26 protein-coding genes are annotated in these 25,028 nt (G+C 59.9%); 11 read left to right on the forward strand and 15 right to left on the reverse strand.

The annotated features are described in order from the left end of the window. Positions 1-2: 2 nt before the first annotated feature. The 11 genes from I6L40_RS20485 to nudF all read right to left on the reverse strand — a co-directional run bounded on the left by I6L40_RS20485 (position 3) and on the right by nudF (position 10,144). On the reverse strand, positions 3-1,259 hold the full coding sequence (locus I6L40_RS20485) for an ATP/GTP-binding protein (protein ID WP_216994787.1): 1,257 nt from the start codon (positions 1,257-1,259) through the stop codon (positions 3-5). Positions 1,260-1,294: 35 nt separating this feature from the next. Continuing rightward, a complete protein-coding gene (parE, locus tag I6L40_RS20490) occupies positions 1,295-3,208 on the reverse strand; it encodes a DNA topoisomerase IV subunit B (RefSeq protein ID WP_216994788.1) in 1,914 nt (637 codons plus the stop codon). A 115-nt stretch (positions 3,209-3,323) separates the two neighbouring features. After that, on the reverse strand, positions 3,324-5,333 hold the full coding sequence (locus tag I6L40_RS20495; protein WP_216994789.1) for an FUSC family protein: 2,010 nt from the start codon (positions 5,331-5,333) through the stop codon (positions 3,324-3,326). A 1-nt stretch (position 5,334) separates the two neighbouring features. Further along, on the reverse strand, positions 5,335-6,201 hold the full coding sequence (locus I6L40_RS20500; RefSeq protein WP_005343109.1) for an HlyD family secretion protein: 867 nt from the start codon (positions 6,199-6,201) through the stop codon (positions 5,335-5,337). Then, the gene (locus tag I6L40_RS20505; RefSeq protein ID WP_033113020.1) at positions 6,194-6,436 is read right to left on the reverse strand and encodes a DUF1656 domain-containing protein; all 243 of its coding nucleotides are present in this window, start codon (positions 6,434-6,436) and stop codon (positions 6,194-6,196) included. The genes I6L40_RS20500 and I6L40_RS20505 overlap by 8 nt, the downstream gene beginning before the upstream one ends. Positions 6,437-6,549: 113 nt before the next feature. After that, positions 6,550-6,951: a GFA family protein gene (locus I6L40_RS20510; RefSeq protein ID WP_156853641.1), complete on the reverse strand. Its 402-nt coding sequence runs from the start codon at positions 6,949-6,951 to the stop codon at positions 6,550-6,552. 36 nt (positions 6,952-6,987) lie between these two features. Further along, complete coding sequence (locus I6L40_RS20515; protein ID WP_216994790.1) at positions 6,988-7,611, reverse strand: NUDIX hydrolase; 624 nt, start codon at positions 7,609-7,611, stop codon at positions 6,988-6,990. Between the two features lie 2 nt (positions 7,612-7,613). Further along, a complete protein-coding gene (locus I6L40_RS20520) occupies positions 7,614-8,201 on the reverse strand; it encodes a YqiA/YcfP family alpha/beta fold hydrolase (protein ID WP_071912542.1) in 588 nt (195 codons plus the stop codon). Between the two features lie 9 nt (positions 8,202-8,210). After that, entirely contained in the window at positions 8,211-9,029 is an 819-nt protein-coding gene (cpdA, locus tag I6L40_RS20525; RefSeq protein ID WP_071912541.1) for a 3',5'-cyclic-AMP phosphodiesterase, read from the reverse strand. Positions 9,030-9,051: 22 nt separating this feature from the next. After that, positions 9,052-9,501, reverse strand: coding sequence for a DUF1249 domain-containing protein (locus tag I6L40_RS20530; RefSeq protein WP_071912921.1), 450 nt, complete (start codon positions 9,499-9,501; stop codon positions 9,052-9,054). 1 nt (position 9,502) lies between these two features. Continuing rightward, the gene (gene nudF / locus I6L40_RS20535) at positions 9,503-10,144 is read right to left on the reverse strand and encodes an ADP-ribose diphosphatase (protein WP_071912539.1); all 642 of its coding nucleotides are present in this window, start codon (positions 10,142-10,144) and stop codon (positions 9,503-9,505) included. A 305-nt stretch (positions 10,145-10,449) separates the two neighbouring features. Between nudF and tolC the strand changes: the two genes are divergently transcribed. Further along, on the forward strand, positions 10,450-11,775 hold the full coding sequence (gene tolC / locus I6L40_RS20540) for an outer membrane channel protein TolC (protein ID WP_040067069.1): 1,326 nt from the start codon (positions 10,450-10,452) through the stop codon (positions 11,773-11,775). 115 nt (positions 11,776-11,890) lie between these two features. Here the strand turns inward: tolC and hldE are convergent, their stop codons facing one another. Then, complete coding sequence (hldE, locus tag I6L40_RS20545) at positions 11,891-13,318, reverse strand: bifunctional D-glycero-beta-D-manno-heptose-7-phosphate kinase/D-glycero-beta-D-manno-heptose 1-phosphate adenylyltransferase HldE (RefSeq protein ID WP_071912537.1); 1,428 nt, start codon at positions 13,316-13,318, stop codon at positions 11,891-11,893. Between the two features lie 238 nt (positions 13,319-13,556). On the opposite strand from hldE, the gene lpxL reads away from it, so the two are divergent. The 6 genes from lpxL (at position 13,557) to I6L40_RS20575 (ending at position 19,910) form a co-directional block, all read left to right on the forward strand. Continuing rightward, on the forward strand, positions 13,557-14,480 hold the full coding sequence (gene lpxL, locus I6L40_RS20550) for an LpxL/LpxP family Kdo(2)-lipid IV(A) lauroyl/palmitoleoyl acyltransferase (RefSeq protein WP_216994791.1): 924 nt from the start codon (positions 13,557-13,559) through the stop codon (positions 14,478-14,480). Between the two features lie 623 nt (positions 14,481-15,103). Continuing rightward, positions 15,104-17,026, forward strand: coding sequence for a PTS mannitol transporter subunit IICBA (locus tag I6L40_RS20555; protein WP_203132035.1), 1,923 nt, complete (start codon positions 15,104-15,106; stop codon positions 17,024-17,026). 37 nt (positions 17,027-17,063) lie between these two features. After that, complete coding sequence (locus I6L40_RS20560) at positions 17,064-18,209, forward strand: mannitol-1-phosphate 5-dehydrogenase (RefSeq protein WP_216994792.1); 1,146 nt, start codon at positions 17,064-17,066, stop codon at positions 18,207-18,209. 122 nt (positions 18,210-18,331) lie between these two features. After that, entirely contained in the window at positions 18,332-18,853 is a 522-nt protein-coding gene (locus tag I6L40_RS20565; protein ID WP_005354914.1) for an MltR family transcriptional regulator, read from the forward strand. A gap of 169 nt (positions 18,854-19,022) precedes the next feature. Next, positions 19,023-19,595, forward strand: a complete 573-nt coding sequence (locus I6L40_RS20570) for a DNA-J related domain-containing protein (RefSeq protein WP_071912528.1) — start codon at positions 19,023-19,025, stop codon at positions 19,593-19,595. Between the two features lie 66 nt (positions 19,596-19,661). After that, positions 19,662-19,910 carry a hypothetical protein gene (locus I6L40_RS20575; RefSeq protein ID WP_033113006.1) on the forward strand — a complete coding sequence of 83 codons (249 nt, stop codon included), beginning with the start codon at positions 19,662-19,664 and terminating at the stop codon, positions 19,908-19,910. A gap of 64 nt (positions 19,911-19,974) precedes the next feature. On the opposite strand, the gene I6L40_RS20580 is transcribed toward I6L40_RS20575, so the two are convergent. Together I6L40_RS20580 and zntB are read right to left on the reverse strand one after the other, a co-directional pair. Then, positions 19,975-20,487, reverse strand: a complete 513-nt coding sequence (locus I6L40_RS20580) for a mechanosensitive ion channel domain-containing protein (protein WP_043849638.1) — start codon at positions 20,485-20,487, stop codon at positions 19,975-19,977. 13 nt (positions 20,488-20,500) lie between these two features. After that, on the reverse strand, positions 20,501-21,466 hold the full coding sequence (zntB, locus tag I6L40_RS20585) for a zinc transporter ZntB (protein ID WP_216994793.1): 966 nt from the start codon (positions 21,464-21,466) through the stop codon (positions 20,501-20,503). A 140-nt stretch (positions 21,467-21,606) separates the two neighbouring features. Here zntB and I6L40_RS20590 point away from each other — a divergent pair, with 140 nt between their 5' ends. From I6L40_RS20590 to I6L40_RS20605, 4 genes are all read left to right on the forward strand, one after another. Further along, the gene (locus I6L40_RS20590) at positions 21,607-22,059 is read left to right on the forward strand and encodes a YaiI/YqxD family protein (RefSeq protein ID WP_042032680.1); all 453 of its coding nucleotides are present in this window, start codon (positions 21,607-21,609) and stop codon (positions 22,057-22,059) included. Positions 22,060-22,182: 123 nt separating this feature from the next. Continuing rightward, positions 22,183-22,437, forward strand: a complete 255-nt coding sequence (locus tag I6L40_RS20595) for a PepSY domain-containing protein (RefSeq protein ID WP_245194125.1) — start codon at positions 22,183-22,185, stop codon at positions 22,435-22,437. A 44-nt stretch (positions 22,438-22,481) separates the two neighbouring features. Continuing rightward, a complete protein-coding gene (locus I6L40_RS20600; RefSeq protein ID WP_216994794.1) occupies positions 22,482-23,042 on the forward strand; it encodes a cytochrome b/b6 domain-containing protein in 561 nt (186 codons plus the stop codon). Positions 23,043-23,131: 89 nt separating this feature from the next. Next, positions 23,132-23,632 carry a metal-dependent hydrolase gene (locus I6L40_RS20605; RefSeq protein ID WP_201961747.1) on the forward strand — a complete coding sequence of 167 codons (501 nt, stop codon included), beginning with the start codon at positions 23,132-23,134 and terminating at the stop codon, positions 23,630-23,632. Between the two features lie 66 nt (positions 23,633-23,698). Here I6L40_RS20605 and I6L40_RS20610 read toward each other — a convergent pair whose 3' ends face one another. Beyond that, the gene (locus tag I6L40_RS20610; protein ID WP_216994795.1) at positions 23,699-24,904 is read right to left on the reverse strand and encodes a NupC/NupG family nucleoside CNT transporter; all 1,206 of its coding nucleotides are present in this window, start codon (positions 24,902-24,904) and stop codon (positions 23,699-23,701) included. Positions 24,905-25,028: the final 124 nt, after the last annotated feature.

Consider the following 25,028-nt stretch of genomic DNA (forward strand, 5'->3'; position numbering starts at 1 on the left):
GGCTATTCCATATCCAGATAACGATCCGCTTGCAGCAGTGACTCATCCAATACAACAATCTGGCTAAGATCGTATATTTCATCTCCCTGCTCAACCTTTACTCCATCACTGGTAATATTCAAACCAAAGTAACGCGGCGATAAAGTTCTGTATTCCTCACCTTTTTGCAAAATTTCTAGCTCACGCAGCAAAAAGAGAGAGTGAGTCGCGATAAAAACCTGAATACCCTGCTTACACAAATCCAATATGACTTTGGCCAATGTCTTGATCAACTTGGGGTTGAGGTTGGCCTCTGGCTCATCCCAGAATAGATAGCCTTTATCCAGCAAAGCACCTGTGGCGATAAGCTGTGCCAGCATGGCAAATTTGCGTAAACCCTCAGCCACCAAAGGCATCTCGATACGTTTTTTCCCCTGTTGCAGATAAAATCGTCCGTTGTTATCTAGGATCACCTCTCCACCCATTGCTTCCTCAATCGGTTTCATCAGGACTTTTGCACGTAACTCCCGCTCGCCTTTCAGGGCAGGTAATCCCAGCAGCAAGCAAGTATCACGGTAGGTTTCCTCAAATTCCAGATAGTGGTTGTCATAGGTAGAGACAAAACCGGGATAGAGCGTCAATAGCTCACGAGTCGGGAAAAATACTGGTTTTTCTCGGATCCAGCTTTGTGGTAACGACTCGACCTGAACCCCCGATTGGCTGTTGGCTGAGAAGCTGATGCCAATATCGGTGCGCTCATCAGCATTGCTGATAAATAGCTCGGCTCGCCGATCATCATCCCCAATCACATGATGTGAGGTTAGATTTCCCAGCCTCTCTGGACGTAGCACATTGTTTAACTTCTCGGCACAACCTTTTTCTAAAAAAGCTTTTGTTGGTTTATTTATTGACCCTTCAATTTCTTTAATTAAATCTTCTCTTTGCCTTTTAAGGCTAAGGCCATAATTATTTTTTGACTGTTCTAAGTGCTCCTTAGTTGAGAAGCTGTCTGGTATCGGTAGCGAAGAAACTATTTGTTCAAACTCCATAGTTTGAATAAATTGTAATTTTGCATCAATTATGTTTATTTTTTCTGCAAGATTATGGTCTGTTATTTTTCGCCCCTGTTCCGCACTCACTGCCACTAAGGAATAAAGCGCTTTTAATAGATGTGACTTGCCACAACCATTTTCACCGATGATGACATTCAGATTGGGAGAAAGATGCAGTTCCTCCTCGCGGAACAGCGTAAAGTTTTTTAAGCGAAAACTTTTAATCATCTCATCTCCCCTCATTAATCAATAAAGTTAACATCTTAAATCACTTGGGCGAGGTTGCCCTTCTCTTCGAGCCATTCGCGACGATCGCTCGCCCGCTTCTTGGCCAGCAGCATGTCCATCAGCTGCAGGGTCTCGTCAGCCGCATCCCCTTCACTCTCCCCTGCCGGATCCATGGTGAGCTGCACCAGACGGCGGGTGTTGGGATCCATGGTGGTTTCCCGCAGCTGTTTCGGGTTCATTTCGCCCAAGCCCTTGAATCGGGTCACCATCACCTTGCCCTTCTTCTTCTCGGCTTCGACCCGCTGCAGCACGCCGTTCTTCTCGTCCTCGTCGAGGGCGTAGTAGACCTCTTTACCGATATCGATCCGGTAGAGGGGCGGCATGGCGACATAGACGTGGCCCTTCTCCACCAGCGCGCGGAAGTGCTTCACGAACAGGGCGCAGAGCAGGGTGGCGATGTGCAGACCGTCCGAGTCCGCATCCGCGAGGATGCACACCTTGCCGTAGCGCAGGCCACTGAGGTCGTTGGAGTCGGGGTCAAGACCGATGGCAACCGAGATATCGTGAACTTCTTGCGAGGCGAGCACCTGACCGGCCTCCACCTCCCAGGTGTTCAGGATCTTGCCGCGCAGCGGCATGATGGCCTGAAACTCGCGATCCCGCGCCTGCTTGGCACTGCCACCCGCGGAGTCACCCTCCACCAGGAACAGCTCGCCCTGCATGGGGTCGGCGCAGCCACAGTCGGTCAGCTTGCCGGGCAGCGCCGGGCCTTGGGTAATCTTCTTGCGCACCACCGTCTTGGCGGCGCGCATCCGGCGCTGGGCGCTGGAGATGCAGAGCTCGGCGATCTGCTCCGCCAGCTCGGTGTTGCTGTTCAGATAGAGGCTGAAGGCATCCTTCACCACGCCGGAGACAAACGCCGAGCTCTGACGGGAGGAGAGGCGCTCCTTGGTCTGACCGGCGAACTGCGGATCCTGCATCTTGATGGAGAGGATGTAGGCGCAGCGATCCCAGATATCTTCCGGAGTCAGCTTGACCCCGCGCGGCAGCAGGTTGCGGAACTCGCAGAACTCGCGCATGGCGTCGAGCAGCCCCTGACGCAGACCGTTGACGTGAGTACCGCCCTGCGCGGTGGGAATGAGGTTCACATAGGATTCGGCGAGGCATTCGCCCCCTTCCGGCAACCAGCAGAGTGCCCAGTCCACCGCCGACTGTTCGGAGCTGAACGAGCCGATAAAGGGCTGCTCCGGCAGGCAGGTGAACTGCTTGACCGCGTCGACCAAGTAATCCTTGAGGCCATCTTCATAGCACCACTCCAGCTTGATGCCGGTGTTCTTGTCGAGGAACTTGATGGTGAGGCCGGGGCAGAGTACCGCCTTGGCTTTGAGCAGGTGTTCCAGCTTGGTGACCGAGAATTTGGGCGAATCGAAGTAGCTCGCCTGCGGCCAGAAGCGCACCCGGGTGCCGGTGTTGCGACGGCCGCAGGTGCCGGTGATGGTCAGCTCCTGTACCTTCTCGCCACGCTCGAAGGCGATGTCGTAGACCTGACCGTCGCGACGTACCGTCACCTCGACCCGATCGGAGAGGGCGTTTACTACCGAAATACCCACCCCGTGCAGACCGCCGGAGAACTGGTAGTTCTTGTTGGAGAATTTGCCGCCCGCGTGCAGCTTGCAGAGGATCAGCTCCACCCCGCTGACACCCTCTTCCGGGTGGATATCGACCGGCATGCCGCGGCCGTCGTCGATCACTTCGAGGGACTGGTCTTCATGCAGGATCACCTCCAGATTGCGGGCGTGACCTGCCAGCGCTTCATCGACGCTGTTGTCGATGACCTCCTGGCCGAGGTGATTGGGCCGGGTGGTGTCGGTATACATGCCGGGGCGGCGACGCACCGGTTCAAGGCCATTGAGGACCTCAATGGCATCCGCATTGTATTGAGTAGACATGGAGGGCCTTGCGAATTGACGTTTGGGGAGAATCTTACTCGTTGGGAGGGTATTGGACAAACTTGGCTGCGGGAAAGGGTGATCCGGAGGGGATTGTGTCCCTCCGGAGGCTATTTCAGCTCCCCTCGGCAGGGCCCGGCAGCGCCTGTTGCAGCTGGGAGAGCGAGCTTTGCAGCCGCCACACCATGCCTGCCAGCTCTCGCGCCGTGCCATCGCCATGGTTGGCCAGGCCCTGACTGATCCGCTGCAGCTCGGCCAGCGTGCGGTCGAGGGAGGCGTGCTGCACCCCCTGCTCGGTGAGGATCCCCTTCAGGCTGCGGATACAGTTGTCACGCACCAGATAGAGGGGGTGCTCGTCACCGCGCCACTGGCGCAGCTGCCAGACGATATGGCTGCAGTTGAGCAGCACCACACCCCAGCGCAATACCCAGAGGCGGGCAGTCTGATCCTGACTCTGGCCGAGCTGGCTGATGCAGTGGTAGATCAGCGATTCGAACTGGCTCTCGCTCTGGCGCGGGGCCGGCTCCAGCTGATCCATGAAGTGGCGGCGCAGGGAGCGGATGAGGCGGCGGCTCTTGCGCCGATCCGAGCTGGGTCGCAGCAGCTGAAACGCCAGCGCGGCGCTCATCACCCCCAGCATCTGGGCGAGGCTGCTGTTGATGAACTGCTGATAGTCGTAGCTGGGCGGATTGGTGATGGCGAGAAAGGAGCCGAGCAGCACGATCATCTGGCCCCAGAGGCCCGCCTGCCGCACCTGCTGTTGTTTGCAGAGCTGCATGGTGAGCAGCGCCGGAAAGAGCAAGAGGCAGAAAACCCAAAAGTCGTCGATGCGGATCATCAGGCCAAACTTGACCGCAAAGCAGATGAGGCTGAGCAGCAGGATCGCCCTGAGCATGGTGTTGGCCCCCTGAGCTGGGGCCGGGGTCGCCGAGTAGAGCACGCAGCAGATGGAGAGCATGGTGAGCGCCGAGCTGCCCGCATCCCACTGACTGTTGATCCAGAAGGTGCAACCGAGCAGCACGCAGAGGAAGGTGCGCCCGCCGTTGTAGGCGGCCTCCAGCGTGTCGGTATGGCTGGTGAGGGAGGTGTGACGGGGCGGCGCCGGCCACTCCTGATCGTCGTAGCGGGTCAACCGATCGAGCCAGCGCTGGCACTCCAGATAGCTCCAGCAGAAGTGGCGCAGCCGCAGCAAAAAGGTGCGCAGCCGGTAATCATGCTCGCTGGTCGGCATCAGGGGAGCCAGCAACCCCGCGACCCGATACTTGTCGCACTCCGGCTTGCCAAGCTCGGCCAGCAGGGTAGCGAGCAGCGCCTGAATGCCTTCCGGTTGTTCCGGCCAGTTGTGCAGCATGCGGCGCTGGCTGGAGATAAGGCTGATGAGCCGCAGCTGGCGATGGAGCAGGAAGTTGAGCAGCCGGTTCTGGCGCCGCAGCCGGTGATGGCTCCAGACCGCCTGAATACGCAGCACGTTCATGGTGAGGATCTGGCCGATCAGCCCTTCGTGGGAGCTGCGCACCTCGGGCGTCATCTCCCCCAGCCAGAGCAGTTGGGCATGCTCCAGCAGGCGGGTCTGACTCTTTTGCAGAGACTGCAGCAGAGTTTCGCTGTCCGAGGTGCTGGGCAGGATCATCATCATCAGGCCACCGCAGAGGATGCCGATGATCACCTCGCTCACCCGCGCCTGGGCAATATCGAAGATATGGTGGGGATCCGCCACATTGACGCAGGAGAAGGCGATGATGGCGGCTGTGTAACCGCCGAGGGCAAAGGCGTAGGAGACGTTGTTCTGATAGTGGTTGGAGATGTAGGTACACAAACCCAGCCAGAGGGCGATAAGGAAGCTGAACAGCCAGGGATCGCTGATGCCAAGACCGGTGATCACCACCGCCGCCATCGCCCCCATCAGACTGCCAACCACCCGCCCCAGACTCTTGCTGATCACCCCGCCCACGGTGGGAAAACTCACCACCGCGGCCGAACTCATCGCCCAGTAGGGGGAGTCGAGCTGCAGCACGAAGGCCAGCCAGAGCGACAGGCACATTGCCAGGGCATTGCGCAGGGCATAACGCCACTGCCCCCCTGTCGCCCTCCCCCAAGGGGTGCGCAACCAGAACGACTCGCTCACCCTACTCGCCAATGGTGATGGTGCAGGTGGTGCCGGCGATCAGCGTCACGTCCGCCGGCACATCCAGCAGCTTGATCCGCACCGGCACCCGCTGGGCCAGCCGCACCCAGGGCACGTTGGGTTTGACGTCGATAAGCAGGCCGTTGCCGCCATCGACGCTCTGATCGTGGATGGCGCGCCCTATGCTCTCCACCTCGCCGCGCAACCGCTGCTCACCACTGTAGAGCACCACTTCGGCCGGTTTGCCCGGCGCTATGTGGCCAAGCTTGGTCTCTTCAAAGTAACCCTGCACATAGAAGGAGTGAGTATCCACCAGCGCCACCAGCGGCACGCCGGCGCTGGCATAGTTGCCGACCCGGGTCTGCAGGTTGGTGATGTAGCCATCGCTCGCCGCATGCACCCGGGTCTTGGCCAGCGACCACTCCGCCTTCTCCAGATTGGCCTGCGCCACCTGATAGGCCGCCTGCATTGCCTGCGCATTGAGGCGCGCTTCGTCCATCGTCTCGGCGGAGATGACGCTGCGCGACAGGCCACTTCGCCGGTTCGCCTCGTGCTCGGCCTTGTCGAGATCCGATTTCGCCTTGGCCAGCGCCGCCCGGGCATTATCGAGGGCAATCCGGTAGGGCTCGGGGTCGAGCGTAAAGATCTCCTCCCCCGCCTTCACCAGCTGGTTGTCCTTCACCGCGATCTTGATGATCTTGCCCGACACCTCGGGGGTAATGCTGACCAGCTCGGCGCGCACCTTGCCATCCCGGGTCCAGGGCCCCTGCATGTAGTAGTTCCACAGCCACCAGCCCGCCGCCAGCGCCAGCGCACAGACCAGCAGGGTGGAGAAGTATTTGAGGGTCGCGAGAGGTGATTTAGCCATGTAACAGCATCCATAGAGCGCCGCTGACGGCGAGGATAAAGAGGGAGAGATCCATCAGCAAGGGGTGCCAGACATCCCCGCCATAGAGCCAGTCACGCAGCAGATGGTGCACCGGCAGCCAGCAGAGCAGGCCGAGCAGCACCGCCTTGAACAGCGGCGGAAAGTAGAGAGAGGCGCCCAGTACCAGATCCGGCAGCGCAGAAGGAGTTGTCACAAACGTGCTCCCTGTTGGCAGTGAAGTTCAGAAGAGTTCGGCCATCCCCTGCCCCGGGCGAGGCAAAGTAAACAGGCCGCTAAAGATTAACACTGCCCCGCAGGGCGCAACAGGAACATATGAGCCCCTTTTGTTCAGACCTGTCGATCCGCTGGGTGATGCACACCATCGCGCGTCGGCACCTCCCCCAGCTCGAACGGGTTGACCCCTTCGAGACAGGCGAGGTTGTAGCCATACTCGGCTGGGTTGGAGCGGCGCTGATGGTGGGTATAGATGCCGCAGATACTGCAGAAGTAGTGTTTGGCGGTACGGGTATTGAACTGGTAGCAGCGCAGCACCTCCTCCCCTTGCAGAATGCGGATGCCGGACAGCGGCACCGAGGCGACGATGGCGCCCCGACGTCGGCATAACGAACAGTCACAGCGACGCGGATCAACCACCCCATCCGGCAGGGTCAGCTCCAGCACCACGGCGCCGCAGTGGCAGCTGGCCTTGTGTTTCTCTTGAATCGGGGTATTGCCGATGCGCTTGATCATCCTGCCTCCTTGCAGACGGGTTCACTTCCTCAGATGTCAATCAAACAGGGTATCGCGCCGCCCCTGCTGCAAGTGCTCATGGAGGGTGCGCAACTGGGAGGCCACCACCCGATGGCAGGAGAGCGGGGGCAAGTCGTCGATGGGGAAGTAACCCGCCCCTTTGGTTTCATCGGTTTCGCCCAGCAGCTGGCCGCCGGTCACCTCGCACAGAAAGAAAGCCTTGTGGGCGTGAGGCAGCTGGGGCGGATGAGGATGTTTTAGCTTGTCGAACAGCGCCAGCAGTTGCACCGCACGGCACTCAAGGCCGGTCTCCTCCACCACTTCGCGCACCACGGCATCCGCCGGCGAGTCGCCGATATCGCACCAGCCACCGGGCAGAGTCCAGCAGTCGTCGCTGCGCTCCTGTACCAGCAGGATATGGCCCGCATCGTTCTGAATGAAGGCCCGCACATCGAGCTTGGGGGTGGGATAACCGCTGTCGAGGGCAATCCAGTCTCTAATGGCTTCCGGCGCCAGCTCGCTCTGGCTGGCGATAAGGGCCACGGTGGCCGCTCGCAGCGCCTCGAAACGGCCGATATCGAAGGGGTCTTTGGAGTAGGTGAGGCCAGCTTGCGCCGTGGCCAGTACCTGTTCCAGATAGGCGGCCAACGGCGGTTGCATGATTAAAGCCCGAGGAAACGGATGATCTGGGCGGGGTAGCGCTCGAACGCCACGAAGGCGTGGTCGCCGCCGCACTCCAGCGAGAGGCGTGCAAAGCGGTATTCGTCCAACGCCTTGCGATAGTCGAGCACCTCATCTCCCTGCTGCTGCAGGATCCAGAGTCGCTCCGGCGCCGTCACCGCTACCGCCAGTGCCCGCAGCTCGTCCATATGTTCAGGCAGCAGTACATACTGCTCACCCGTATAGGGATTGGTCTGGGGGCCGAGGTAGTCACAAAGCAGCTCGTGGGGGCGCACCGCCGGATTGATCAGTGCCGCGCGGCAGCAGTACTGCTCGCTTACCCGGGTCGCCATAAAGCCGCCGAGGGAGCTGCCCACGGCGCCGAGTTTGAACTCGCTGCCATAGCGGCTCTGCAAATTGGCGATGGTCTGCTCGATGGCCGCCCAGGCCGCCGCAGGGGTGTTGGGCTGGGCTGGGATCACCACCTCGATATCGGGTCTGTGCTCTGCCACCCAGGCAGCCATCTGCTGCGCCTTGGCTGAACCGGGCGAGGAGTTGAAACCGTGCAAGTAGAGGAGAACGGGCTTCATGGCGACTCCTCAATAACCGGTGGCATTGGGGTCGGGCACAAACTGCCCCACCGGCAGACGCCACACCTGGCTGGCGATACGACCATCCGGGTAGAGGGTGAGATAGCGCCAGCCCGGGCCGGACTCGTCTAGCGCGAAGCCATCAGAGAGCGGTTTGAACTGGATGCAGGTCGATGGGCTGGCGATCAGCCGCACGCCGCGGTGCACCTCGTCAAACTCCTGATGGACGTGGCCAAACAGGATGGTCTTCTGCTGCGGGTGACGCGCCAGCACGGCAAACAGATCGTCGGCATTCTTGAGATTGTGCTGATCCAGCCAGGCACAACCCACCGGCACCGCCTGATGGTGCAGGGCGATAAGGGCATGGCGATCCGGATACTGACGCAGGGCGCGGTCGAGCGACTCCAGCTGGTGATCGCCGATCATGCCGTGGGGTTTGCCGCGCACCTGGGTGTCGAGCAGGATCACCTGCCAGTGGTCGCCCACCAGCTGCTTGGATTCGCTGATCCCGGCGGCATGGAGCTGCTCGGTCATCAGGGGACTGTCATCATGGTTGCCGGGCAACCAGTAGATGGGGCGGCCAAGAGGCGCCATCATGGAGGCGAAGCGCTGATAGGACTCCGGGCTGTGATCCTGCGACAGGTCGCCAGTCGCCAGAATCACCTCGTAGGGATGGTCGTTGGCCTGCACCCGCTCCAGCACCGCAGCCAGACTCTCGGCGGTACGCACAGCCAGCAGCCGACCCTCGGCACTGGCAAAAAGATGGGTATCAGTAATTTGCAACAGGCGCACACTGCCGTCCTGCGCCTGGGGGAGCTCTGTTTCCAAAATCACGCTTCTTTATATTTGTTCAACTGGAGATATTGATCGGGCTGGTACCATGTCTGAGACAAAATTTTAGCCACTCGGCCAGAAACAGATTTACCTGCTCCTTTTCATCCCGCTGGTGCATCTTTTTATTGGGATAATCATAACGTGGTTGCAAACGGGAAATCTGTTGCGCTGCACACACTTCCGCCATCCGCACATCATGATACAAACGAATCTCTATTTGAGCCTGTAAATATTCGGGCAATTCGGGGTTGTGCTGACTCAAAAGAACCTGAGTTGTGAAGCGGCTCTCACCACAAATGGTGAGCTGGAACTGCAGATCGTTGCCGACCCGATAGCGGCGCTCGGCTCCCACCTCCCCCTGCGGAGGCAGCAGCTTCATCAGCGCCATATAGTTGACCTCGCAGGTACGCTGCAAGGACATCAGGTCAGGCACATAGCGCCTGCTCTGTTGCAGGGTCAGCGCCACCTCAGCGATCCGCCAGCCAGCGGGCACGCAGCTCGCCATGGTTGAGGGCCAGCCACTGCAGGGCAATGACCGAGGCGGCGTTGTCGATACGTCCCTCTTTGAGCCAGGCATAGGCCTGCTCACGGCTCACCACGTGCACCCGGATATCCTCGCCCTCATCAGCCAGACCGTGCAGACCACTCGCCTTGCTGGCATCCACCTCGCCCACATAAACCTCGATCCGCTCGGTGCTGCCACCCGGGCTCACCAGATAGCTGATGGCATGTTCACAGCGGGCAACCTCGATCCCGGCCTCTTCCACCGCTTCGCGGCGCACCACCGCCTCGGCGGTTTCCCCTTCGTCGATGATGCCGGCTACCAGCTCCAGCAGCCAGGGGGTGGAACAGGTCTCCATGGCACCGATACGGAACTGCTCTACCAGCACTATCTGGTCGCGCACCGGATCGTAGGGCAGCAGCGCGGCCGCATGGCCCCGCTCGAACAGCTCGCGGACGATGGGCTGATTCCAGCCACCTGCAAATAACCTGTGTTGCAGGCGATAGACGTTCACCTTGAAGAAGCCGTTATATCCAGCTGATTTTTCAATGATTTTCACATCATCAGCGGCATAGTGCCGATCTTGTGGCAAGGGTTGCTGCGACATCCGGGGCTCCCGTCAGCTTGACTTGTATCAGTTTGACCATAAAATCCGAGGAACATGAATGAACGTTCATTCACTCGGCGTGCCATGGCAATGAGGGGTGGATTTTAGCAGCCACAGACCATTTGGCTAGGCGCGCGGGGAGAAAACTGCCGCTGGTTCTTGACGTTCCCGTTACCGGACCGAAGACTCTTAGCATTAAATTTTGCTTATAGTAGAGTGATTAAGCTGCAATCAAGCTTGGTTGATGACAATATTTGCCCTCTCCAGCAACCGTTTTGGGTTACTACATAAGGTTAAAACGATCTATGAAAAGAACACTTTTGTCCGTCATGGTGTTGCTGGGCGTCAGTGCCGGTGCCCACGCCGAAAACCTGCTCGATATCTACCAGCAAGCACAGATCAAAGATCCGCAGTTGCTGCAATCCAAAGCGGTTCGCGACCAGGCCTTCGAGAAGATCAACGAATCTCGCGCTGCGCTCTTGCCCCAAATCAACCTGGGTGCCGGTCTGAACTACCTGCAGAACAAGAATGATACCCAGACCAACAACAAAGCCTCCGGTTCTATTTCGCTGGATCAATCCATCTATCGTCGCAGCAACTGGGTCAATCTGGATCTGACCGAGAAGGGCGCTACCCAGTCCGATGTCGCCTACAACCTCGAAGTCCAGAACCTGATGGTGCGCAGCGCCACCGCCTATTTCAACGTGCTCAAGGCGATGGATACCCTGGAATTTGTTCGCGCCAACAAGGTTGCCGTGGAGCGTCAGCTGGAACAAACCCAGCAGCGTTTTGAGGTGGGTCTGACCGCCATCACCGACGTCCATGAAGCCGAGGCCTCCCGCGACCAGGCGCTGGCTGACGAGATCAATGCCGAGAACACCCTCGACAACAGCTACGAAGCCCTGCGCGAGCTGACCGGTGTCGATCACCGCAATCTGGACATCCTCAACACCGAGCGTTTCAGCCCGCAGAAGACCGCTTTCGGTTCTGACAAGTGGCTGGAGCTGGCGCTGGACAAGAACCTGCAACTGCACAATGCCCGCATCGCCAAGGACATCGCCAAGCAGCAGATCGATCTGGCCAAGACCGGCCACGAACCGACTCTGGATCTGGGTGCCGGCCTGCAAACCAGCAATACCGACTACAAGCTGGACAGCATTCCGGGTGGCAACGACAACCAGGCCAATATCGGGCTGACCTTCAAACTGCCGCTCTACAGCGGTGGCGCCACCACTTCCCAGGTGAAACAGGCCCAGTTCAACTACGTGGCAGCCAGCGAGCTGTTGGAGAAGAACTTCCGCTCGGTGCAGAGCACAGTGCGTTCCTCCTACAACAACGTGAACGCCAGCATCGGCTCGGTACGCGCCTACAGCCAGTCCGTGGTCTCTGCCGACAGCGCACTGAAGGCAACCGAGGCCGGTTACGAGGTGGGTACCCGCACCATCGTCGACGTGCTGGACTCCACCCGCAAGCTCTACGAAGCGAAGCAGAAGCTCTCCGAGGCCCGTTACAATTACATCCTCAACATCCTGAGCCTGAAGCAGGCTGCCGGTGTGCTGGAAGCGCAGGATCTGGTGGAAGTAAACCAGGGTCTGATGCCGGCTACCGCAAAAGCCAAGACCAAAGCCTGATAGCCGTTATCGGGAATGAAAAAGGCGACCGCAAGGTCGCCTTTTTTATCCGTGTTTCTATCGGCTTGCTCCCGCTGATAGTGAGCCCCGCCAGATTACTGGGCCAGTGGAGCGGTTAGCTGCGCTCGCGAATCGTCTTGATGATATCGGTGGTGGAGCAGCCATCTTCAAAGTTGAGCACGCGCACCTCGCCGCCATTGGCGGTCACTTCGGCGTAACCGGCAATATCTTCCGGCTTGTAATCACCGCCCTTGACCAGCAGATCCGGCAGGATCTCGGCGATCAGGCGCTGCGGAGTATCCTCGGAGAAGGGCACAACCCAATCCACCGCGCCCAACGCAGCCAGTACGGCCATGCGACGCTCGGTCGGGTTGACCGGACGACCCGGCCCTTTCAGACGGCGGACAGACTCGTCGGTGTTGACCGCCACTATCAGGCGCTCCCCCAGCTTGCCGGCGTTGGCCAAATAGGAGACATGGCCGGCATGCAGGATGTCGAAGCAACCGTTGGTCATCACCACTTTCTCACCGCGCAGACGGGCGGCACGAACTGCCACTTTCAGCTGGGCTTCGGACATGACGCCAAAGCCGGTCTCCTGCTCGGTATAGAGGGCATTGGCCAGCTCGACCGGACTGACGGTAGAGGTACCCAGCTTGCCGACCACGATACCGGCGGCGGTATTGGCCAGCGCACAGGCTTCGTCCAGGCTCTTGCCAGCGGCCAGCGAGGTGGCCAGGGTGGAGATGACGGTATCACCGGCACCGGTCACATCGTAAACCTCGTGGGCCTGAGCCGGCAGATGCAGCTCCGGCTGGCCTTCGCGGATCAGGGTCATGCCGTTCTCGGAACGGGTGACCAGCAGGGCATCCAGCTCGAAGCGCTTGACCAGATCCAGCCCCTTGGCGACCAGCTCCTCCTCGCTCTTCACCTTGCCCACTACAGCCTCGAACTCGGACATGTTAGGGGTCAGCAGAGTGGCGCCGCGATACTTCTCGAAGTCGGTTCCCTTGGGATCGACCAGCACCGGAATGCCGGCGGCGCGGGCACGCTGGATCATGCCGGGCACATCGTTGAGGGCACCCTTGCCGTAGTCGGAGAGGATCATCACGTCACTGTTTGGCAGTGCCTGCTCGACCTTGCTCATCAACAGGGTGGCATCGACGGAGTGGAAGGGCTCTTCAAAGTCCAGACGCAGCAGCTGCTGGTTGCGGGACAGCACGCGCAGCTTGGTGATGGTCGGGAAGTCGGCCAGACGAACGAAGTCACAGGCCACCTTGACGCCAGCCATCTGGCCAGCCAGGGCATCGGCAGCCTCGTCCTGACCGGTCAGGCCAAGCAGCACGGCATGAGCGCCAAGGGCGGCGGAGTTGAGGGCCACGTTGGCGGCACCGCCCGGACGCTCCTCAATGTGTTCAACCTTGACCACGGGCACCGGTGCCTCGGGCGAGATCCGGCCGGTGGGGCCATGCCAATAACGGTCCAACATGACATCGCCAACGACCAGAACGCGGGCTTTTTCAAACTCGGGCAGGGTGATCTTCATCTGTATCGACTCTCAAAACCTGAAAAATCAGTCGCCGATTTTATCACACTCTTTTATTTGAGGGAGAAAAAGCAAACCCGTGGTTTCCCTTAAGAACGCGGAAGGAAACCCATAGTTACCCTTCGCGCCATACGGACAAGATGCAAGCAGCCCCTCTGACCAGCAGATAGCCATTCGCCCCCGCCCCCCCTTTTCGGCTAGAATCCCCCGATTGTTTTCGCAAGCAAAGAGATTCTCCATGGCCCATGACAATGCTCCCCGCCTCGAGCCCCGCCTGTTTCATCCCCGTTACTGGGCAAGCTGGTTTGGCCTCGGCCTGCTCTGGCTGCTGACTCTGCTGCCGTGGCGCAGCCAGATGTGGCTGGGTCGTCAGCTCGGTCATCTTGCCGCCAAAGTGCTCAAGTCACGGGTGAAGATTGCCCGTCGCAATCTGGAGCTGGCGATGCCGGAGCTGACTCTGGCCGAGCGCGAGAAGCTGCTCAAGCAAAACTTCGAGAGCGTGGGCTGCGCCGTATTCGAGGTGGGTATCGCCTGGTTCTGGCCGGACTGGCGGATGCGCAACCTGATGAAGGTGGAAGGGGAAGAGCATGTCATTGCCGCCATGGAAAAAGGTCAGGGCATGCTGCTGCTCTCCTGCCACTTCCTGACGCTTGAACTCAACGCCCGCTGTTTCGGGCTGGTACGGCCAGGGGTCGGCGTCTATCGCCCCAACACCAACCCGGTGCTGGAGTATGCCCAGTATCACGGTCGCTGCGCCTCCAACAAATATCTGGTAGACCGGATGGATGTGAAGGGGATGATCAAGGCGCTGCGCAACGGTGACGCCCTCTGGTACGCGCCGGATCACGACTATGGCTCCCACGCCAGCGTGTTCGTGCCCTACTTCGCGGTGGAGCAGGCGGCCACCATCACCGGCACCGCCACGCTGGCACGGGTGAAGAACACCGTCACCCTGCCCTGCTACAACATCCGCACCTGCGAGGGTTACACCCTGCATATCGGGGCACCCCTCGCCGACTACCCCAGCGGAGATGACATGATCGATGCGGCTCGCGCCAACCGCGAGATTGAAGCAGCGGTGCGCAAGGCGCCGGAGCAGTACATGTGGCTCCATCGCCGCTTCAAGACCCGCCCCTCCCCCGAGGATGCAAGCTTCTACTAAGCGGTAACACTCCCGACTGGGGCCAGATCGCCAAAACCGACAAACCGCCTGCTGGCGGTTTGTTTTTATCTGCTGTCAGCCCTGCGCGGCAAGAAAGATCCGTCTGCGTCCCACAACCTCCTGCAATCAGCCGATCATCTCCATCAACCGGCCACAAAAGAGCCCTCATCACTGCCTGCAAAAACTGAAAGAGGGTTACAAAACTATTGACTCATTGGTGAGTAGAGAGAGATTTCGATAGATCCATCGTCACTACCCGCTGATGAGTTATTGAGTGATTTGGCCCATTCGAATACAAAAACTGAATTTGTGAAGTAAATCACTTTTACACAAAGGCACGGCAAAGCTGAGTTGGTGATATAAATCACAAAAAATGGTCATTAAAAACAGAAAAGATCGAAATGTAGCCGAATTACAGCGAACGAATGTGACCTTCATCACTGGTTGGAGAGGGGGTATGACGGGGTATCTGAGATGTGGATCACAAGACACCCCGTTTTCAGCCTAATTTGATCGCAAGCTGGTAGATTGAAGTTGCTTAGACGACAGGGATGGAGGTTCGGCAAAACCGGCCATCCCGAACTACCACTTTTAATCAAACAGGCTTAAAACGGGGTCCCGACATGTTATCACCGGATACCAAAGTCAAGATACAGAATTTTGGACGCTTCCTGTCCAATATGGTCATGCCCAACATAGGCGCCTTTATCGCCTGGGGCTTTATTACCGCCCTCTTTATCCCCACCGGCTGGCTGCCCAATGAAACCTTGGCCAAGCTGGTCGGCCCCATGATCACCTACCTGCTGCCGCTGCTGATTGGCTACACCGGCGGCAAGCTGATGGGCGGTGATCGTGGCGGCGTGGTCGGTGCCATCACCACCATGGGCGTCATCGTGGGGACCGACATCCCGATGTTCATGGGCGCCATGATGGTCGGCCCGCTCGGTGGCTGGGCCATCAAGCGCTTCGACAAGGCGATGGACGGTCGCGTCAAGAGCGGCTTCGAGATGCTGGTCAACAACTTCTCCGCCGGCCTCATCGGCATGCTGCTGGCAATCCTCGCCTTCTTCGTGATCGGCCCCTTCGTCAAGGTGCTCTCCGGCGTGCTGGCCGGTGGCGTCGGCTTCCTGGTGGATAACCACATGCTGCCGCTCACCTCCATCTTTGTCGAACCGGCCAAGATCCTGTTCCTCAACAACGCCATCAACCACGGCATCTTCTCGCCGCTGGGGATCCAGCAGGCGACCGAGCACGGCAGCTCTATATTCTTCCTGATTGAAGCAAACCCGGGCCCGGGCATGGGCGTGCTGCTGGCCTACATGGTGTTCGGTCGTGGTGCGGCGAAGCAGTCTGCGGCTGGTGCCTCCATCATTCACTTCTTCGGCGGCATCCACGAGATCTACTTCCCGTACGTGCTGATGAACCCGCGCCTCATTCTGGCGGTGATCGCCGGCGGCATGACCGGGGTCTTTACCCTGACCCTGTTCAATGCCGGTCTGGTCTCCCCTGCCTCACCGGGCTCCATCTTCGCCGTGCTATTGATGACGCCGAAAGCCTCCCTGATCGGGGTCGCCCTCTCCATCATCAGCGCCACTCTGGTCTCCTTCCTGGTCGCCGCAGTGTTCGTCCGCGCCCAGCAGCCGGAAGCCGATGAGGCCGATGCCCTCGGTGAAGCCACCCGCAAGATGAAAGCCATGAAGGGCGGCAAGCCCGAAACCGCAGCGGCCAAGAAGCCGGGCGGTGAACTGATGGCGGTGCGCAATATCGTGGTCGCCTGCGATGCGGGCATGGGTTCCAGCGCCATGGGCGCCGGCATGCTGCGCAAGCGGGTACAGGCCGCTGGCCTCGATATCAGCGTCACCAACCGCGCTATCGATCAGCTCGACGATCAGGTGGACTGGGTCATCACCCACAAGGATCTGACCGAGCGGGCCCGTCGCCATGCGCCGCATGCCCACCATATTTCACTGACCAACTTCCTCGACAACGGTCTCTATCAGGAGCTGGTACAGAGCCTGACTCAGGCCGCCAACGATGACGTCGCCAACCCGCAACTGCTGGTGGCGGCCAACGACGACAGCTATGAGCCGCAAGCGGCCGAAGTGTTCACCCTGAGCCGTCATGACGTGCATCTGGGACTGAAAGCGGACAACAAGGAGGCCGCCATCCTGACCGCAGGCAGACTGCTGGCAGAGCGCGGCTACGTGGCGCCCGACTACGTCAACGCCATGCTGGAGCGCGAACAGCTGGTCTCCACCTACCTCGGCGAATCCATCGCCGTGCCCCACGGCACCATCGCCGCCAAGGAGTTTGTGAAGCGTACCGGCATCGTCATCTGCCAGTACCCGGCCGGGGTCGCCTTTGGCGAGGCTGCCGATGAGGTAGCGCGGCTGGTGATCGGCATCGCCGCCCGCAACGACGAACACATGCAGGTAATAACCCGCCTGACCAATGCACTGGATGAACCCGGTCTCATCGACCGGCTGGCCAGCACCACGGATCCCCAGGCCTTCCTGGATCTGCTGGGTGCTGAACAGGCTGCGTAATCATCTTTCATCGTCTTTGGTTCAAGAGGTTAATATCATGAAAACATTGCATTTTGGTGCTGGTAACATAGGTCGCGGCTTTATCGGTAAAGTGCTGGCGGATGCCAGCCATCAGGTCACCTTCGCCGACGTCAACGACACCCTGATCGACCAGCTCAACCACCGTCAGGAGTACAAGGTCCATGTGGTGGGGGCGGATCAGAAGCTGGACGTGGTACGCAACGTGGCAGCGGTGAGCTCCGCCGGTCACGAGGTGATCGCTCGTATCATCACCGCCGATCTGGTCACCACCGCGGTCGGCCCCAGCATTCTGGACAAGATTGCCAGCACCCTGGCCAAGGGGCTGCAGGCCCGCTTCGATGCCGGCAACCTGACACCGCTCAACGTCATCGCCTGCGAAAACATGGTGCGCGGCACCAGTCACCTCAAGCAGGAGGTACTCAAGTACCTGCCGGTCGCGTATCATGCCACGCTCGAATCCTGCATCGGCTTCGTCGACTCGGCGGTGGATCGCATCGTGCCGCCCGCCGCGGCTGCCAATGATGACCCGCTGGAGGTGACGGTCGAGAGCTTCAGCGAGTGGATCGTCGACCAGACCCAGTTCAAGGGGGAGCTGCCACAGGTGGCGGGCATGGAGCCCACCGACAACCTGATGGCCTTCGTCGAGCGCAAGCTGTACACCCTCAACACCGGCCACATCGTCACCGCCTACCTCGGCAAACTGAGGGGCTACCGCACAGTGCGCGAGGCGATCGAAGATCCGGTGATCCGCAGCAAGGTGCGCCGCGCCATGGAGGAGAGCGGTGCCGTGCTGGTAAAACGCTATGGCTTCGACCCGCGCCTGCACGCCGCCTATATCGAGAAGATCCTGGCCCGCTTCGCCAACCCCTATCTGGTGGACGAGATTGACCGGGTCGGCCGTCAGCCACTGCGCAAGCTGGCGGCGGGGGATCGACTGGTGAAGCCGCTGCTCGGCACCCTGGAGTACGGCCTGCCCAACGAGCAGTTGCAGGAGGGGATCGCCGCTGCGCTCCACTATCGCAATGCCGATGATCCGCAGGCGGTCGAGCTGCAACAGCTGCTGGCGGAGTTTGGCCCGGCCAAAGCGTTGGCCCGCGTCACCGGACTGGATGCAGAGAGCGAAATCGTCCGCACCATAGTGGCTCGTTACGAGACCTTGTAATACCCTGCTGGCGGCGCATGACCGGATGCTCCAATTGATTGAATCGCAAGGAAATGCGCCCCATATGATAAAAACCGGGAGAGAGGCTGACTCTCTCCCTGTCAGCTGGACCCAATGCACCTATGACCACACACCAGGAAGATGAAGTACTGGAACGACTGAACGAGCAGGATGGCCCTCGCGGCTTCTTTCTCGAAGCCGTGACCATCCTGGAAGAAGCGGTCGACTCCCTGATGCGACGCGCCTTTCGTCAGGAGGAGTATGCCGTCAAATACGCCATCGAACCCCTGCTCAACCAGAGCGGCCCCCTCGGCCAGCTGGAGGTGCGCCTCAAGCTCATCTTCGCCCTCGGCCTCATCTCCCTTGAGCGCTATCAGGATCTGGAAGCCTATCTCAAGATCCGCGACTTTCTGGTGCGCGACCCCAAGGATTACCGCTTCAGCGACAAGCCGATCCGCGATCTGCTCGACCGCCTGCACGGGGTCAATCAGGGCGGCATGATGAAGCTGGAGCCCCCCGCCAGCGAAGAGGATTGGGCCTTCTACCAGATGCAGCTCAACCGGCTCGATCAGATGGTGCGCTCCGCACTGGTACTGGCGCTGGCCGACTGTGTCGGCGAACTCCACAAGGAGAGCCCCATCTAATCCGGCCACATGAAATGACATGACCGCCTGCTGGCGGTCTTTTTCTGCGCCTACCTTGCCACTGCGTCTTGCCCCACCCTCTGACTGATGTCACTCTGGCTCATCACCCCCTCGCCTGTACGGTGGCCCCAGCTGTCACAACAACTCTCATCCGGAGGAATCGCACCCCATGAGCGACCAGAGCGCCAACCCGCTGATCGCCCCGCTGCTGGCACTGCTGCAACGGGCTGATGGCAGCTACAAGGTGCACGAGCTGATGGCGGCACTGCGCCTGCAGGGGGCGATTCCGCAGCTGGCTGACGATGAGCAGATCCAGCTGTTTCGGCTCAACTTCCTCATCATGAACGCCCTCTACCAACTGCAGGCCGAGCTTTATGAGGAGGGTTGGTGGCTGGTGATAAGCACGCTGGATATCCGCCTCGAACCGCTTGCTTCCAACGCTGATGCGGGGAGTGCACTCGTCCGGGGCGAGGCGCTGCGCAGCTACTACCTCGACTGGCAGGTGTTCTGGCAGACCGGCCGGGAGGAGGTGGAAGCCCTGCTTGCAAGCTTCTGGCGCACCTGCGATGGTGCGGGACAACGAGAGGAGGCGCTGGCCCTGTTCGGGCTGGCGATGGATGCCACGCCAGAGGCCATCCGTCGCCGCTGGCGGGAGCTGGCCCTTGCGCATCACCCGGATCGGGGGGGCGATGCCGAGACCTTTATTCGCATCCGCTGGGGCTGGGAGTGCCTGCGCGGATGATCCGGTTGCCGCCCGCGGGGTGACAGGCATAGACTGGAACCGGATATCCCCTCACAGGAGAGCATCATGACAGTCAGTGAACTTCGTAAGCTCTATCAGCAACATATCCTGCAAGAAGCCGAAATCCTCCACGACGTTGCCATTCCCGGCTGGCTCATCGAATTTCGCGACAAAAAGGGCACCCTGTATGAACTGACCGATACCCTCGGCTGCCCGGTCAGCTTCGGCACGGTCGATCAGGCGCGCGAACATGTGCATCTGGTGGCGGACTGCCCGGTGCAGGTGGAGCACCTCTACCGCTTCTTCGAACGCTAACACCATCCATCGTGAAAAAGGCTCCCGAGGGAGCCTTTTCTGTTCCGGTTGCGTTCCATTCCCGTTATTCCGGTTGCAACGGTTCCGGCGCTTTGGACTCCAGCTTTCTGACCGGCTTTTGCAGGATCAGGTTGGCCGGATAGGTGACCAGATCGCCGTTGTCATCGCGCACCCGCACATAGAAGAGACCGATCTCGGTGATGACGCCGGTGACCGAATCATCCTTGTCGAGGATGCGGATCCGGTCGCCAATCTTGTAGGGAAAGGCGAAGAAGATGGTGATGCTGGCGGTGATGTTGGAGAGGATCGACCACTGCGCCACCATGGCCACGCCCAATACCGCGAAGAAGGAGGAGGCGAGCACCACCAGCCGCGAGAAGTCGAGCCCCCACACCCCGGCCAGTACCAGCAGGGTGGCACAGCCGAGCAGGAAGTGGAAAACGTGGGCCACGTAAATGACCCGGTTCTCGCTCACTTGCCGACTCTGGCCAAGGGCCATCAGGCTCTTGTGGATGAGTCGCCGGATCAGGGTATGACCCAGCAACAGCAGCAGGGTCAAACCGATGGATTGCCACATGGTTCGCTCCTCCCTACCACCAGCGTCGATGTTTGAGCCAGAACGCCAGCCCCACCGCCATCACCACCAATGATCCGCAGAAGACCCAGAAGGCGGTCGGGCTCTCGGCCCCCGGCATTCCCCCCAGGTTGATGCCAAACAGGCCGGTCAGGAAGCTGGCGGGCAGAAACAGCAGCGCCATCACCGACATCTGGTAGGCACGGCGGTTGGTCGCCTCTGCCATCAGGTTGTTGATCTCGTCCGCCAGCACGGCAGTACGCGCTACCCCGGCATCGAGGTCGTCGAGCCAGCGCCGCAAGCGGTCGGCGATGTCGAGCAGACGACGGCGGTCATCCTCATCCAGCCAGCTGATCTTCTCGTTGGCGAGGCGCGCCACCAGATCCCGCTGGGGCGAGAGGTAGCGGCGGATCATGATGAGCTGCTTGCGGATTAGCGCCAGTCGGCCATTGGCTGGCATGTCACGCATCAGCACCATCTCTTCCAGTTCGAGGATCTGGTCGTGCAGCTCCTCGACAAATTCACCGGCGCGATCGGTCAGGGCATCGCAGATCTCCACCAGCCAGTCGGCCGGGCTATCTGCGCCGCCGCCCAGCTTGAGCTGATTGAAGACATCCTGTTCGGAGAGCAGCGGCCGGCGTCGGCTGCTGATGATGAGATCCGGGGTGATGTAGATGCGCAGCGCCACCATCTCTTCCGGCCGGTGATCCTTGTTGCGGTTGATGCCGCGCAGGATCAGCAGCACTGTCTCCCCCATCCGGACCAGCTTGGGTCGATTGCTCTGGCCGAGCAGCGACTCTTTTGCTGCCTCGTTGAGTAGCGGCGTCTGCAGCAGCCAGCGTGCCGCCTCTGGATTGCCGTAGTCCAGATGCAGCCAGCCCGGCTGCTTCTCCGGAATCTCGCTTCCCGCCGCCAGCGGCGTCATGCCGCCCTTGCCATCCAGGGTCAGGGCATAAATTACATCACTGGGCACCCGATCCATCTCGTCTCCTTCTCGTGTCACATGCTGCCCCCAGCTTACACGAAAGGCGGGGCCGACTCAGCCCCGAGCCAGCCTCGGGAGGATTGTGCTACCATGCGCACTGCCATTTTGTCGTCCGTTTGACTACAGGAAACCATGCCATGCCTATCTGGGTTGATGCCGATGCCTGCCCCATTCCGGTCAAGGAGATCCTCTACCGCGCCGCCCACCGCGCCCAGGTGGTGACCACCCTGGTGGCCAATCAGGGACTGCGGGTGCCTCCATCGCCTTTCATCAAAACCCAGCAGGTGGAGAAGGGATTCGATGTGGCAGATCATGTCATCGCCCAGCAGGTCAAACCCGGCGATCTGGTGATCACCGGCGACATCCCTCTCGCCTCCTGGGTGATCGATGCCGGCGGCGAGGCGCTCAATCCCCGCGGCGAGATCTACACCCGCGAGACCATCAAGGCGCGTCTTGGCATGCGCAACTTCATGGAAGAGCTGCGCTCAGCCGGAGTACAAACCGGCGGCCCAGCCCCCTTCAACGCCGCCGACAAGCAGCGTTTTGCCAATGCCCTCGACAAGTGGCTGGTCAAGGGCAAGCTGGAATAAGCGCCGCCCCGGTGCAAGCCGGGGAAAATATCCTCCCCCTCTTAACGCTCTCTTAAGTCTTGCCGCCTAACCTTGTCGCTGTTGCAACATCAACCGCAAGGAGCAAGCAATGAAACTGACCCCCTGTTGTTACTGATCCCCCTGTTGAGCGGCGCAGCCCTGGCCGATCCCCAATGTACCCGGACCGACAAGAGCAAATGGCTGAGCGAGGCCGATGCCCAACAACAGATCAAGGCGATGGGCTACGACATCAAGAAGTTCAAGGTCACCAAGACCAACTGCTACGAGATCTATGGCTGGGACAAGGAGAAGCGCAAAGTCGAAATCTACTTTGATCCGACCGACCTGAAGAAAGTGAAGGAAGAGATCGACGAATAGCGCAGTAACGGGCCGCGCTGGCGGCCCCTCCATGGAGTTTTGCCATGACAACCTCATCTGAAGTGAAAGTGTGGGATCCCCTCATCCGGCTGTTTCACTGGGCCACCGTCACCCTCTGCCTGCTCAACTTCTTCGTGCTGGAAGAGGGGAGCAAGCCCCACCGCTATGTCGGTTATACCTTGACCCTGCTGCTGCTGGTGAGAGTGGTATGGGGCTTTGCCGGCTCCTACTACGCCCGCTTCGGCCAGTGGTGGCCAACCCCGGGCAAGGTGCGAAGCTACCTCCAGCAGCTTCTAAAAGGCCGTCACCCCTACTATCTGGGCCACAACCCGATGGGAGCCCTGATGATCTGGCTGCTGATCCTGCTGCTGGTGAGCACCATCACAACCGGCTGGCTCACCACCTGGGATGCCTTCTGGGGCGAAGATTGGCTGGAAGAGCTGCACGGCACCATCGCCAACACCCTGCTGGCAGCCGTCGGCGTCCACGCCGCCGTAGTGATCCTGACCGACCGCCTCACTCGCAGCGACCTGCTGCACGCCATGATAGTGGGCAAAAAACGGGTGCCTGCCGACGCCAGAGTGGAAGACCCGCGCAACGATTGAGCTGGTTGCCCCCGCCAGCCCCGCTTTTTTGCTGCAACGGGCTACAACACTGGTAAGATGCGCCGCCATTTTCCCATGTTGTAGCCACCATGACCGCCCAAGGGCACCTGCTCTTCTCCGTTACCTGTACCCTGATCGCCCACAAACTGCAGCTGACGCCGGCCCTGGCCGATGCCAGCCTGTGGCAGAGTATCCCGATCGCGCTGGCCAGCGCCCTGCTGCCGGATCTCGACCACCCCAAGTCGCTGCTGGGGCAGCAACTGCCGTGGATCTCCAAACCCCTGTCGCGCCTCTTTGGCCATCGCGGCTTCACCCACAGCCTGCTGGCGGTCGCAGCCGCCATCTGGGGGCTCAACCAGCAGCTGCCGCCCGATACCTTGCCGGTCGGGGTCAAGGATGCCCTGATCGTCGGCTACTTGAGTCATCTGCTGGGGGATTGGCTCACCCCGGCGGGCATTCCGCTCTTCTGGCCCATCAAGCGCCGCTACCGCCTGCCGGGCTGGCCGCTCAAAAGCGGTGGCGCCATCGAGACCGGCTTTTGCACCCTCACCCTGCTGGTCGCGGGCTGGTGGTGTGGCTGGCACCTGTAAGCCAGAAACAAAAAAGGCCCCTGACCGAAATCAGGGGCCTAAACAGTGGCAAGTGCCACTAGAGGATCAGAGCATGATGCCTGCGATAACTGCGGAGAGCAGGCTGACCAGCGTAGAACCGTATACCAGCTTCAGACCGAAGCGGGAGACCATGTTGCCCTTCTCTTCGTTCAGCGCTTTTACCGCACCGGCGATGATGCCGATGGAGCTGAAGTTGGCGAAGGAGACCATGAAGATGGAGAGGATGCCGACGGTGCGCGGAGAGAGCTGAGCAGCAACCTTGCCCAGATCCATCATGGCCACGAACTCGTTGGTCACCAGCTTGGTCGCCATGATGGAGCCCGCTTGCAGCGCTTCACCACTCGGGATACCCAGGATCCAGGCGATCGGATAGAAGATGTAACCCATGACGTACTGGAAGTTGACGCCAAACGCCATCTCGAACAGGTAGTTGACCAGTGCGATCAGGGCGATGAAACCGACCAGCATGGCAGCCACGATAACGGCAACGGAGAAACCGGCCATGATGTACTCGCCCAGCATCTCGAAGAAGTTCTCTTTCTTCGGAGTATGGTGCTCGTCACCCTCGGCCAGCGCCTTGGCGTCAGTCACGGTATTGTCCGGCTCGTAGGGGTTGATCAGCGACAGCACGATGAAGGTACTGAACATGTTGAGCACCAGCGCGGCGACCACGTAGCGCGGCTCGATCAGCTGCATGTAGGCACCGACGATGGACATGGAGACGGTGGACATGGCAGTGGCGGCCAGGGTGTACATCTGCTTCTCGTTCAGGTGCGGCAGGATGTTCTTGAGCGCGATGAAGTTCTCGGACTGGCCGACGATCATGGAGCTGATGGCGTTGAAGGACTCCAGCTTGCCCATGCCGTTGATCTTGGCCAGCACGGTACCGATGCCACGGATCACCAGCGGCAGCAGACGGATGTACTGCAGAATACCGATCAGCACGGAGATGAAGACGATAGGCATCAGCACCATCAGGAAGAAGGAGAAGGCCCCTTCGTTGACCAGACCACCGAACACGAAGTCGGTACCCTGTTTGGCAAACTCCATCAACTTGGTAAAGCCGGCGGCAAAGCCACCCACTACTGCCAGACCCACTTCGGAGTTCAGCATGAACCAGGCCAGCGCCAGTTCGACCACCAGCAGTTGGCCGATATAACGCAGCTTGATCTGTTTCCAGTTGTGGCGGTTAGCCAGCAGAGAGAGGGCAAGGACCATTACCAGTCCGAGCACAAAGTGAACGTATTCCATACCAGTAGCACCTGAGTAAATTGTATTTTTTGACGGCGCCATCATAGACATTTGCATATTTAAAAATCAGATAGCCATCACAATCCTGCTCAATAATATGCATGCCAGATAATACAAACGTTTT

Source organism: Aeromonas sp. FDAARGOS 1410 (assembly GCF_019048745.1).
Taxonomy (GTDB): domain Bacteria; phylum Pseudomonadota; class Gammaproteobacteria; order Enterobacterales; family Aeromonadaceae; genus Aeromonas; species Aeromonas jandaei.

Bases quoted from the DNA above. Each gene is read 5' to 3' on its own strand.
- I6L40_RS20515 (WP_216994790.1), bottom strand. From the start codon at position 7,611: ATGCAACCGCCGTTGGCCGCCTATCTGGAACAGGTACTGGCCACGGCG.
- I6L40_RS20565 (WP_005354914.1), top strand. From the start codon at position 18,332: ATGACCACACACCAGGAAGATGAAGTACTGGAACGACTGAACGAGCAG.
- I6L40_RS20575 (WP_033113006.1), top strand. From the start codon at position 19,662: ATGACAGTCAGTGAACTTCGTAAGCTCTATCAGCAACATATCCTGCAA.
- tolC (WP_040067069.1), top strand. From the start codon at position 10,450: ATGAAAAGAACACTTTTGTCCGTCATGGTGTTGCTGGGCGTCAGTGCC.
- zntB (WP_216994793.1), bottom strand. From the start codon at position 21,466: ATGGATCGGGTGCCCAGTGATGTAATTTATGCCCTGACCCTGGATGGC.
- I6L40_RS20510 (WP_156853641.1), bottom strand. From the start codon at position 6,951: ATGATCAAGCGCATCGGCAATACCCCGATTCAAGAGAAACACAAGGCC.
- I6L40_RS20600 (WP_216994794.1), top strand. From the start codon at position 22,482: ATGACAACCTCATCTGAAGTGAAAGTGTGGGATCCCCTCATCCGGCTG.
- I6L40_RS20485 (WP_216994787.1), bottom strand. From the start codon at position 1,259: ATGATTAAAAGTTTTCGCTTAAAAAACTTTACGCTGTTCCGCGAGGAG.
- nudF (WP_071912539.1), bottom strand. From the start codon at position 10,144: ATGTCGCAGCAACCCTTGCCACAAGATCGGCACTATGCCGCTGATGAT.
- I6L40_RS20590 (WP_042032680.1), top strand. From the start codon at position 21,607: ATGCCTATCTGGGTTGATGCCGATGCCTGCCCCATTCCGGTCAAGGAG.
- I6L40_RS20555 (WP_203132035.1), top strand. From the start codon at position 15,104: ATGTTATCACCGGATACCAAAGTCAAGATACAGAATTTTGGACGCTTC.
- I6L40_RS20570 (WP_071912528.1), top strand. From the start codon at position 19,023: ATGAGCGACCAGAGCGCCAACCCGCTGATCGCCCCGCTGCTGGCACTG.
- lpxL (WP_216994791.1), top strand. From the start codon at position 13,557: ATGGCCCATGACAATGCTCCCCGCCTCGAGCCCCGCCTGTTTCATCCC.
- I6L40_RS20580 (WP_043849638.1), bottom strand. From the start codon at position 20,487: ATGTGGCAATCCATCGGTTTGACCCTGCTGCTGTTGCTGGGTCATACC.
- parE (WP_216994788.1), bottom strand. From the start codon at position 3,208: ATGTCTACTCAATACAATGCGGATGCCATTGAGGTCCTCAATGGCCTT.
- I6L40_RS20610 (WP_216994795.1), bottom strand. From the start codon at position 24,904: ATGGAATACGTTCACTTTGTGCTCGGACTGGTAATGGTCCTTGCCCTC.
- I6L40_RS20605 (WP_201961747.1), top strand. From the start codon at position 23,132: ATGACCGCCCAAGGGCACCTGCTCTTCTCCGTTACCTGTACCCTGATC.
- I6L40_RS20520 (WP_071912542.1), bottom strand. From the start codon at position 8,201: ATGAAGCCCGTTCTCCTCTACTTGCACGGTTTCAACTCCTCGCCCGGT.
- I6L40_RS20500 (WP_005343109.1), bottom strand. From the start codon at position 6,201: ATGGCTAAATCACCTCTCGCGACCCTCAAATACTTCTCCACCCTGCTG.
- I6L40_RS20560 (WP_216994792.1), top strand. From the start codon at position 17,064: ATGAAAACATTGCATTTTGGTGCTGGTAACATAGGTCGCGGCTTTATC.
- hldE (WP_071912537.1), bottom strand. From the start codon at position 13,318: ATGAAGATCACCCTGCCCGAGTTTGAAAAAGCCCGCGTTCTGGTCGTT.